The sequence below is a fragment of the Amycolatopsis sp. NPDC051371 genome, from assembly GCF_040682155.1.
Lineage (GTDB): Bacteria > Actinomycetota > Actinomycetes > Mycobacteriales > Pseudonocardiaceae > Amycolatopsis.
Genome location: NZ_JBFBAG010000083.1, coordinates 21,616 through 31,565, shown reverse-complemented (window position 1 = coordinate 31,565; position 9,950 = coordinate 21,616). Strand labels below are relative to the sequence as shown.

10 protein-coding genes are annotated in these 9,950 nt (G+C 70.9%); 7 read left to right on the top strand and 3 right to left on the bottom strand.

Annotation, left to right across the window (positions count from 1 at the left end; genetic code table 11):
• Nucleotides 1–117 precede the first annotated feature (117 nt).
• A complete protein-coding gene (locus tag AB0M59_RS51705) occupies nucleotides 118–744 on the bottom strand; it encodes a hypothetical protein (RefSeq protein ID WP_364631229.1) in 627 nt (208 codons plus the stop codon).
• Between the two features lie 88 nt (nucleotides 745–832).
• On the opposite strand from AB0M59_RS51705, the gene AB0M59_RS51700 reads away from it, so the two are divergent.
• From AB0M59_RS51700 to AB0M59_RS51685, 4 genes are all read left to right on the top strand, one after another.
• On the top strand, nucleotides 833–2,479 hold the full coding sequence (locus AB0M59_RS51700; RefSeq protein ID WP_364631227.1) for a DNA repair helicase XPB: 1,647 nt from the start codon (nucleotides 833–835) through the stop codon (nucleotides 2,477–2,479).
• A gap of 34 nt (nucleotides 2,480–2,513) precedes the next feature.
• Nucleotides 2,514–2,639, top strand: a complete 126-nt coding sequence (locus AB0M59_RS51695) for a hypothetical protein (RefSeq protein ID WP_364631224.1) — start codon at nucleotides 2,514–2,516, stop codon at nucleotides 2,637–2,639.
• A 211-nt stretch (nucleotides 2,640–2,850) separates the two neighbouring features.
• A complete protein-coding gene (locus AB0M59_RS51690) occupies nucleotides 2,851–3,612 on the top strand; it encodes a DUF4253 domain-containing protein (RefSeq protein WP_364631221.1) in 762 nt (253 codons plus the stop codon).
• A 452-nt stretch (nucleotides 3,613–4,064) separates the two neighbouring features.
• Nucleotides 4,065–4,934: a DUF72 domain-containing protein gene (locus tag AB0M59_RS51685; RefSeq protein WP_364631218.1), complete on the top strand. Its 870-nt coding sequence runs from the start codon at nucleotides 4,065–4,067 to the stop codon at nucleotides 4,932–4,934.
• Nucleotides 4,935–5,025: 91 nt separating this feature from the next.
• Here the strand turns inward: AB0M59_RS51685 and AB0M59_RS51680 are convergent, their stop codons facing one another.
• Nucleotides 5,026–7,815, bottom strand: a complete 2,790-nt coding sequence (locus AB0M59_RS51680) for a BTAD domain-containing putative transcriptional regulator (protein ID WP_364631215.1) — start codon at nucleotides 7,813–7,815, stop codon at nucleotides 5,026–5,028.
• A 72-nt stretch (nucleotides 7,816–7,887) separates the two neighbouring features.
• Between AB0M59_RS51680 and AB0M59_RS51675 the strand changes: the two genes are divergently transcribed.
• A complete protein-coding gene (locus AB0M59_RS51675; RefSeq protein ID WP_364631212.1) occupies nucleotides 7,888–8,817 on the top strand; it encodes an o-succinylbenzoate synthase in 930 nt (309 codons plus the stop codon).
• 40 nt (nucleotides 8,818–8,857) lie between these two features.
• On the opposite strand, the gene AB0M59_RS51670 is transcribed toward AB0M59_RS51675, so the two are convergent.
• Complete coding sequence (locus AB0M59_RS51670) at nucleotides 8,858–9,115, bottom strand: nucleotidyltransferase domain-containing protein (RefSeq protein ID WP_364631209.1); 258 nt, start codon at nucleotides 9,113–9,115, stop codon at nucleotides 8,858–8,860.
• Nucleotides 9,116–9,238: 123 nt separating this feature from the next.
• On the opposite strand from AB0M59_RS51670, the gene AB0M59_RS51665 reads away from it, so the two are divergent.
• Nucleotides 9,239–9,454, top strand: a complete 216-nt coding sequence (locus tag AB0M59_RS51665; protein ID WP_364631207.1) for a PspC domain-containing protein — start codon at nucleotides 9,239–9,241, stop codon at nucleotides 9,452–9,454.
• 172 nt (nucleotides 9,455–9,626) lie between these two features.
• Nucleotides 9,627–9,950 carry a hypothetical protein gene (locus AB0M59_RS51660; protein WP_364631204.1) on the top strand — a complete coding sequence of 108 codons (324 nt, stop codon included), beginning with the start codon at nucleotides 9,627–9,629 and terminating at the stop codon, nucleotides 9,948–9,950.

The window sequence follows — 9,950 nt, the reverse complement described above, 5'->3', positions numbered from 1 at the left end:
CGGTAGCCCGGACCAAAGGTCTTGAATGAGTCATTCAGGACCTCCGAAGACCTGAATGACTCATTCAAGACGTTCGCACTCGCCGCCGAGCCGTCGACGAACCTCGGACGCGCGACACTAGATGTTCTCGCCCGGCGGCCTCAGGCACAGGGTCCGGCGCGGCGAGCCGCCGTACATCAGCACCTTGTCGGCGTCGTCGCAGACGTCCTCGCTGCCGAAGCTGGCGGTGAAGACCTCGACGCGCTCCTCCGCCGCCGGGTCGTTGCAGCTCACCTTGCCGACGGTGGCCTGGTCGTCGACGTCGCGCAGGCAGTCGCCGGTGCTGACGTTCAGCGCCAGGCAGAGCGTCTTCGAGGTGCTGGAGCCGGTGCTGGTGATCTGGAACCGCACGTAGTCGCCGAGGCTGCAACGGGCGGACCCGCGGTAGCTGTCCTCGACCTTGTAGGCCGCGCTGTCCGTCCCGCAGCCGACGCGGTGGTAGGCGAGCTTGCCGCCGCTCTCGCGCGTCAGGTAGAGGCAGTCGCCGTCGGAGGGCGGGCCGCTGCTGCCGGCCCAGTAGATGGTCAACGCGCCCAGCGAACCCAGGCCCAGCGCCAGGATGACGCACGCGGCGAGCGTGATCTTCACCTTCGTCGTGAACCAGTGCGGGATCGGCGGCCGGCCGGGTGCCGCCGGCATCGGCGCGGACGGCGTCGCGTAGTCCGGCGACCGGAACGGGTTGTCGTCGAACGGTGGTGTGGTCAACGTGCCCTCCAGTGATCCCCTCGGCAGATCGTCCCACCGGCGACCCGCGACGGGAGCGGGCCGGAGCGAGCCACGTATAACAGTAGTTGTGACTGATGGCCCGCTGATCGTCCAGTCCGACAAGACCGTGCTCCTGGAGGTCGACCACCCCCAGGCCGGTGACGCGCGCGTCGCGATCGCGCCGTTCGCCGAGCTGGAACGGGCGCCGGAGCACGTCCACACCTACCGGATCACACCCCTGGCCTTGTGGAACGCGCGCGCCGCGGGCCACGACGCCGAGCAGGTCGTCGACGCGCTGACGACGTACTCGCGCTTCCCGGTGCCGCAGCCGCTGCTGATCGACGTCGTCGACGTGATGGGCCGGTTCGGCCGGCTGCAGATCGCCAACCACCCGGCGCACGGCCTCGTCATGTCGACCACCGACCGCGCGGTGCTGACCGAGATCTCCCGGAACAAGAAGATCAGCCCGATGCTCGGCGCCAAGATCGACGAGGACACGGTCATCGTGCACCCGTCCGAGCGCGGGCGGCTGAAGCAGGCGCTGCTGAAGGTCGGCTGGCCGGCCGAGGACCTCGCCGGGTACGTCGACGGTGAGGCGCACCCGATCGCCCTCGACGAGAAGGACTGGCAGCTGCGCGACTACCAGCGGATGGCCGCGGACGCGTTCTGGGCGGGCGGTTCCGGTGTCATCGTGCTGCCGTGCGGCGCGGGCAAGACGCTGGTCGGCGCCGCGGCGATGGCGAAGGCACAGGCCACGACGCTGATCCTGGTGACGAACACGGTCGCCGGGCGGCAGTGGAAGCGCGAGCTGATCGCGCGGACGTCGCTGACCGAAGAGGAGATCGGCGAGTACTCCGGCGAGAAGAAGGAGGTCCGGCCGGTCACCATCGCGACCTACCAGGTGGTCACCCGCAAGACCAAGGGCGAGTACCGGCACCTGGAGCTGTTCGACTCGCGCGACTGGGGCCTGGTCGTCTACGACGAGGTGCACCTGCTGCCGGCGCCGGTGTTCCGGATGACGGCGGACCTGCAGTCCCGCCGGCGCCTCGGCCTGACCGCGACACTGGTGCGCGAGGACGGCCGCGAGGGCGACGTCTTCTCGCTGATCGGGCCGAAGCGCTACGACGTGCCGTGGCGCGACATCGAGGCGCAGGGCTGGATCGCGCCGGCGGAGTGCACCGAGGTCCGCGTGACGCTGACCGACGCGGAGCGGCTGGACTACGCCACGGCCGAGGCCGACGTGCGGTACAAGCTGGCCGCGACCGCGCAGACGAAGACGCCGGTGATCAAGTCCATCGTGGCGAAGCACGCCGGCGAGCCGACGCTGGTGATCGGCGCGTACCTCGACCAGCTGGAGATGCTCGGCGACGAGCTCGACGCCCCGGTGATCCAGGGCGCGACCCGCAACAAGGAGCGCGAAGAGCTGTTCGACAAGTTCCGGCGCGGCGAGATCAAGACGCTGGTGGTGTCGAAGGTCGCGAACTTCTCGATCGACCTGCCCGAGGCGTCGGTGGCGATCCAGATCTCGGGGACGTTCGGCTCCCGGCAGGAGGAGGCCCAGCGGCTGGGCCGGCTGTTGCGCCCCAAGGGCGACGGCCGTCAGGCGCACTTCTACTCGATCGTCTCGCGCGACACGGTCGACACCGAGTACGCGGCGCACCGGCAGCGCTTCCTCGCGGAGCAGGGGTACGCGTACCACATCGTGGACGCGGACGACCTGCTCCGGCCGCTCTGAGAACAAGCCGCCTCCAGCGGCTTACGCTGACGAAATGCGCAAACGCGACGTGATCGGCGGCTGCGCGGTGCTGCTCGTCCTGATCGCGGTGATCGTGCTGGTGCTGGGCGCTGTGATCTACGGGGTCATGGTCCTTACGGATCGACCTGTGCCCCACTGAGCGGCGCGACGAGCAGGTACCTCCCGGCCACTCCTTCGGCCCAGCGAATCGTCACAGGAACAACTTCCGCCACAGGCGTCTCGCACATGGCTCTGACCTGCGGATTTGTGGATTCACTCGAACGGATGAGCGGGTGGATCGCTGGAAATTGTCGGACCCTCGAACTACTGTTCGACGTGCACCAGCCGAACACAAGTTCGAGGGGACGTCCATGACGATCGCACCGCTCCGCCCCGGTACGCCCGCGCCGCCGGTCCAGACCCTGCCACCGGGGGCGTGGCACGGTCGGCTGTGGGTGTCCGACCTGCCGCTGACCCGGCCCGAGCGCTACCTCGGCTGCGTGGCCGAGTTCGAGCGGTCGGGGTTGTGGCCGGTGCTGATCCCGCACGACCAGCGCTTCGCGGCGAACGGCGAAGACTGGATCGACGACCGCGGCCGGCTGGCCCCGGCGGGCCACCGCGTTCCGTCGGCGGACGCGGCGGGAGCGCTGGCCCGCTGGTGGGACACGTCCTGCTGCGACGGCGCGTGCCTGCGCCCGTTCGGCCCGCGGTTCCCGGGCCTGGCCAAGCGCAGCCCCCGCCGGTCCGACCCGCTGGCGGAAGCGGGCAACACGGGCTCGATCCTCGCGTCGCGCGGCCCGCACCGGCTGGGCCTGGTCCAGACCGAGCGGCCGGCGGACATCCCGGCCCTGCTGGGCTGGACGGGCATGATCAAGTGCACGGACCAGGTGGCCGAGCTGTCGGCAGTGCTACGCAGCTGGGAGGACCGCTTCGGGGCGACGCTGGTGGTACTGGGGTTCGACACGCTGGAGCTGTCGGTGTCGGCGCCCCCGCGCAACCAGGCGCGGGCGTTGACGGTGGCGGCGGAACACCGGGCGTTCAGCCTCCCGACGTTCGCGGGGCAACCAGGGAACCTGCGCGAGTACGCGTCGGGCTTGGTGCAGTCGCGGCTGTGGAGGTTCTCCTGGGCGTAAACGGTCTGGCCAGAGGCCGGTGGCCAGACCCGCCCGAAAACGAGAGCTGGATGATCATCCCGTCGCCTGAGGCCGTCAAATCACTTTGAGCCAGGCCCGCAACCAGCGAACGAAGGCGAGAAGAGAGCGCAAGCTTGCGGGCCTGGCTCAAAGTGATAGGCCTCGATCAGGCGACGGGATGACCACCCAGCGACCACCCACAAAGGCGAGCCAACAGCGACCCCCAGGCCATCCCAGAGCCTGCCCGTCCGGCGAGGACAGTCTTTCACCGCGGCAGAAGCGGACCCACACCCGCCGGAGACACCATGAGCAAACACTGCAAAGGCCCCCTCAGACGACCGTCCGCCAAGTTGGGTCACCCGTCCCACCCGCCGGTCCACCCGTCCGGACGCCACCCACGCAGCCGCGTTTGGCCCCACCCCTTCCCGGGAACCACCCACCGCGGAAAGGCGGTGAGAACAATCGCCGAAATCCGGATCGGCACCTCAGGCTGGCGCTACCCACCGTGGCGCGGGGTGTTCTACCCACCGAAACTCGCGCAGCGACGCGAGCTCGAGTACCTGTCGCGGCGCATGAACGCCGTCGAGATCAACGGCTCCTTCTATTCGCTGCAGCGCCCGGAGCGCTACCGCGCCTGGTTCGACGAGACCCCGGCCGACTTCCTCTTCGCGGTGAAGGGCGGCCGCTTCATCACGCACATGAAACAGCTGCGCGACGTCGAAACGGCGCTGGCGAACTTCTACGCGTCCGGAGTCCTGGCTCTCGGCGCGAAGCTGGGGCCGTTCCTCTGGCAGCTACCGCCGAGACTGACGTTCGACCCCGACCGGCTTACGAACTTCTTCGCCCTCCTACCCCGCACCACGACCGACGCGGCCCAGCTCGCGACCAAGCACGACGACAAGCTGAAGGGCACCCCCTACCTCGAAGCCGGACCGCGAAAACCGTTGCGGCACGCGCTCGAGGTCCGGCACCCGAGCTTCGCCGAGCCCGCCGCCAAGGAGTTGCTGCGGGAACACGGGATCGCACTGGTGACCGCTGACACCGCCGGCAAGTGGCCCTTCCTCGAGGACCAGACCGCGGACTTCGCCTACGTCCGCCTCCACGGCGACGAGGAGCTGTACGTCAGCGGCTATTCGGACCGGGCCCTGCGCGGATGGGCGGACAAGATCCGGGCCTGGCACGACGGCGGGAAGCGCGACGTCCACGTCTACTTCGACAACGACGTGAAGGTCGAGGCCCCGCGCAACTCCGAAGCCCTGGCCGATCTGCTCGGCGTCGCCCCGCCGACGAGACAGCCCGACGAGACAGTGAGTGGACAGTGAGCGCCATCGGCTTGAGTGGACAAGCGGGCCGGACCGGCTTGCGTGCTGTCGCTGGGGGTCGGCACGCGGGCGGTCCGCCACGCGCACCCCGTCAGCTCCCGGCGCCCACCAGAGCCGCCAGCTTCGCGCGCACATCGTCCGCGTCCGGGTGTCCCAGCTCCGTCAGCAGCCGCACCGAGCGGACCCAGCACTCCCGCGCCAGCGCCCGGTCCCCGTGGCGCAGGTGGATCGTGCCCAGCTGGGCCAGCACGTCCGCCGCCTCGTACTGCTCGCCCATCTCGAAGAACATCGAGACCGAGTCGCGGATGCACGCGATCCCCTCGTCCACCCGGCCCAGCCCGACCAGCGCCAGCCCGCGCGTGTGCTGGGTGAACCGCGTGTCCACCGGCTCGCCGTCCGGGCCGAGCACCGCCAGCGCCGCGTCGGCCAGCCGCAACGCCTGGTCGTGATCGCCCATCGACGTGCAGATGTCGCCCAGTGCTCGCAGCACACTCGCCTCGAACGCCCCCAGCCCCAGCTCGCGGACGATCTCCAGCGCCTGCATCCCGTGTTCGTACGCCCAGGCGTAGTCGTCGAGGTTGTGCGCCGCCATCGCCAGGTTGTACTGCGCCCGCGCCTCGCCTTCGCGCGCACCGAGCTCGCGCTGGATCGCCAGCACCTGCTCCAGGAACCGCCGCGACTCGTCGTACTGCCGCGCGACACCGTTGACCACGCCGAGCCCGCTCAGGATGCCCGCCTCGCCCGGCCGGTGACCGCCGGCCCGCGCCGCTTCGAGCGCCACCGCGAACACCGAGCGCCACTCGTCGAGCCGCGAACGCGTCACGAAGTAGCTCTGCAGCAACCAAGCGAGCTTCCAGCAGACGTCGTCACGCCGGCGCCGCGCCAGGTGCACCGCGGCGATCAGGTTGCCGGCTTCGTCACCGAACCAGGCCAATGCGTCGTGGTAGGACGCGAACGCCAGGCCGACGCCGAGGTCGTCGAGGTCCAGCAGCCGGTAGTAGCGCTCCGGCCGCATCCGCCGTGACGCGTTCAGCGCCGACGCCAGGTACCAGTCCAGCAGCCGATCCAGAGCGGCGTCGCGTTCCGAAGCCGAGTCGACCTGCGAAGCGACTTCGCCGGCGTACGCCCGGATGAGGTCGTGGAACTGGTAGCGGCCCGGCCGCGGCTGAGCGAGCAGGTGCGCGGCGGCGAGGGTCTCCAGCATCGGCCGCGTCGTCGTGACGTCCAGCCCGGCGACCGCGGCCGCCGCCGGCGCGGTGAAGTCGACGCCGGTGGGCAGCCCGAGCAGCCGCAGCAACCGCGCCGTCGGCGGCTCCAGCGCCTGGTAGGAGTACGAAAACACCGAGCGGATGTTCGTCCCTTCGCCGTCGGCGAGGTCGAACGAGCCGAGCAGGTCGGCCTCGAGCGAGTCGACGAACTCGCCGAGCGCCAGGTCGGGGAACTGCGCCGCCCGCACCGCGAGGATCCGGATCGCCAGCGGCAGCCCGCCGCAGTGGCGCACGAACCGCTCGGTCGCGGCGGGATCGCGCGCCACCCGGTCGAGCCCGATCGCCGACGCGAGCAGCTCGACGGCGTCCTCCTCGCCGAGTTCCTCCAGCGCGATCCGCCGCGCGCCGTGCGTCGCGACCAGCGCGCGCAGCTGCCAACGGCTCGTGATCACGACCAGGCAGCCCGGCCCGGGCAGCAGCGGGCGCACCTGCTCGGTGCGGTTGGCGTTGTCGAGCAGGACCAGCAGCCGCCGTCCCGCGCTGTGCGTCCGCCAGCTCGCCGCGCGGCCGTCGAGGTCGCCCGGGATCTGGTCGCACGGCACGCCGAGCGCGGTGAGCATCGTCTCCAGCGCCGCGGACGGCTCGATCGGCTCGCCGGGCCCGTAGCCGCGCAGGTCGAGATAGACCTGCCCGCCGGGGAACCGGTCGGCGATCTCGTGGGCGAAGTGCACGGCCAGGGTCGTCTTGCCGATGCCGCCCATGCCCTCGACGGACGCGATCGGCGTCGACGTGCCGGCGTCGATCGCCTCGGGCAGCAATGCGTGCAGCGCCTTGAGGTCGCACTCGCGCCCGGAGAAGGCCCGCAGGTCGGCCGGCAGCTGGTGCGGCACCTGCGGTTCGACGCCGAGCCGGTAGCGCGCCAGCGTGGGTGCGGCGTCGTCGGCGCCGGTGAGGATCGCCTGGCGGGTGCGCTGCAGCGACGGCCCGGGGTCGAGGCCCAGCTCCTCGGCCAGCACGCCGCTGATCCGGCGGTGGACGTCGAGGGCCTCGGCCTGCCGGCCGGACCGGTACAGCGCGACCATCAGCTGCTCGTGCAGCCGCTCCCGCAACGGGTTTTCCCTGGTCAGCCGAGTCAGTTCGGGGACGACCGTGCCGTACTCGCCGACGTCGAGCAGCGCGTCCGCCCACTGCTCGCGAACGCGCAGCCGTTCCTCGGCGAGCTGACCGACTTCGTCGCGGTGCAGCGCGTCCGACTCGACGTTCAGCAGCGCCGCACCGCGCCACTGCCCGAGCGCCTCGGCGAAGTGCGCGGCCGCTCGCCGGCTTTCGCCGCGGTCCATCGCGGCCTTGCCCCGGACGGCGAGGGCGCGAAACCGGGAGAGGTCGAGCAGGTCGTCGTCGAGCTCGATCAGGTAGCCGCCGCTCTCGGTGCGGATCGCGACCTGGTCGCCGAGGGCGCGGCGCAGGCGCAGGACGTACGTCTGGAGCGCGCCCTTGGAACGGCGGCGGTCGTCGTTCCAGAGCCAGCGGCCGAGCTCGTCGACCGGCACGACCCGGTTCGCGCGCAGCAAAAGCCCGGCCAAGACGATCAGCGGCCGGCTGCCCCCGAGCGGCACCGGGTGGCCGTCTGCCGTGACCTCGGCCGGACCCAGCACGCGGAAGTCGAGGACCACGGAGCCATTCTGGCCGGAAACGCGCTGTTCGGCACCCGTTCGCCGAAGTCGGGGGTGGCATGATCGGCGACGATGAAGGTCTACGCGATCCCCCTGCGCAACCGGTTCCGCGGCATCACGGTCCGGGAGGGCGTCCTCCTGCCCGGCCCGGCGGGCTGGGGCGAGTTCTGCCCGTTCGCCGACTACTCGGACGCCGAGAGCGTCCCTTGGCTGCACGCGGCGCTGGAAGCGAGCGAAACCGGGTGGCCGGCGCCGGTGCGCGACCGGGTCGAGGTGAACACGACGGTCCCGGTCGTCGGCCCGGAGAAGGCGTACGAACTGGTCCGCGCGTCCGGCTGCCGGACGGCGAAGGTCAAGGTGGCGGATCCGCGTTCGTCGCTGTCGGACGACTGCGAGCGGGTGGCGGCGGTCCGCGACGCGCTCGGCCCGTCGGGCGCGGTGCGGATCGACGCGAACATGGCCTGGGACGTCGACACGGCGGTCCGCGCGATCACGGACCTCGACAAGGCGGCGGGCGGCTTGGAGTACGCCGAGCAGCCGTGCCCGACGATCGAGGACCTGGCGGCGGTCCGCCGCCGGGTGCCGGTCCGCATCGCGGCCGACGAGTCGATCCGCCGCGCGGAGGACCCGCTGAAGGTGGCGGTCGCGGGGGCGGCGGACATCGCGGTGCTGAAGGTGGCCCCCCTCGGCGGCGTGCGCCGGGCGCTGGAGGTCGCGGAGGCGTGCGCGCTGCCGTGCGTGGTGTCGTCGGCGGTGGAGACGAGCGTCGGCCTGGCGGCGGGACTGGCATTGGCGGGTGCGCTGCCGGAGCTGGAATTCGCTTGTGGGCTGGGGACGATTTCGTTGCTGGAAGGCGACGTCTCCGCGTCATCACTGTCCCCTGTGGACGGATACCTGCCGGTGCTGCGCCAGGCTCCGGAGCCCACGGAGGCGTACCCGGCCCCGGCCGACGCGCAAGCCGCGTGGGAAGCCCGGCTCGAGCGGGTGCGCGGCTTGTCGTGAGTGAGAAACAGCGTTAGAACACTGTTTCCCACTCACGACGTCAAGCCGCCTGCCAGGCCGAGTCGTAGGCCCGCACGAGCCACTGGTCAGCCCAGGCCCGGTCGGGCTGGCTGCGGAAGACGTACTGCTCGAACCGTCGCAGCCCGCTGACGTACTCGGCCGGCTCCACGCACAGCCCCATTTCGTCGCGGTCGTCCTGACCGTCGACGGCGGTACCGTGCAGTCCGGACCCGACCTGGCAGCGCAGGATCGTGCCCCGCTCGGCGATCGCGGCGAACTCCGGGGTGTCGTGCTTCATGGTCGGCAGTTGTACCGGGCACCCACCCCGGCGGGCACGTGGTTTTCCCCGAGGGCAAGTTCAGGGTCGGGGTCCGGGCCGTTCCCGATGTGGGCCGGGGCCCCGGCGAGCGAACATTGCTGCATGACGAACAGCGTGTACACCCCCGAAACCAAGAAGCTCCGCCGCAGCACCGGCGACAAGATGCTCACCGGCGTCTGCGGTGGCTGGGCCACCTACCTCGGCATCGACGCCAGCGTGCTCCGCATCGGCATGGTCGCCGCCGTCTTCCTTTCCGTCGGGATCGCCATTCCGGTCTACATCGCCGCCGCGATCCTGACTCCCGAAGAAGGCTCCTGAACCCGGGCGGGCGCCGGCTCGCAGGGGGAGCCGGTGCCCGCCGGATGATCGGGGGTACACCGAGAACGGCCCGGACGCCAAGGGGACGTCCGGGCCGTTCGGCGTAGTGTCGTGGTCCGACCAGCCCAAAAGCTCACCGCGAACCCCGTACGAGGGGTTAGGGTTCGCGGTCGTGGATCAAGGGAGCAGACAGGCCGCGAAGATCGTGGTCGGGATCTTGGGCGGGCTCTACCTGATCGCCGGGCTGGGGCTGACCGCCTTCTCCGCCTTCTTCGCGCTCGCCTTCAACGACACCGGCAGCACGAGCGTCACCAAGACCGTGCTCTACACCGCCGCCGGGCTGGCGATCTGGATCCTGCTCACCGGGATCGGCGCCATCGTCGTCGCGCTGGAGGTCGAAGAAGCGAGCACCGCCTGGCTCGGGGGCCTCGGCGTGCTCGCGCTCGGTGTCGTCATCCTCGGCGCCTACGCCGTCTGGTTCTTCACCAAGCCATAG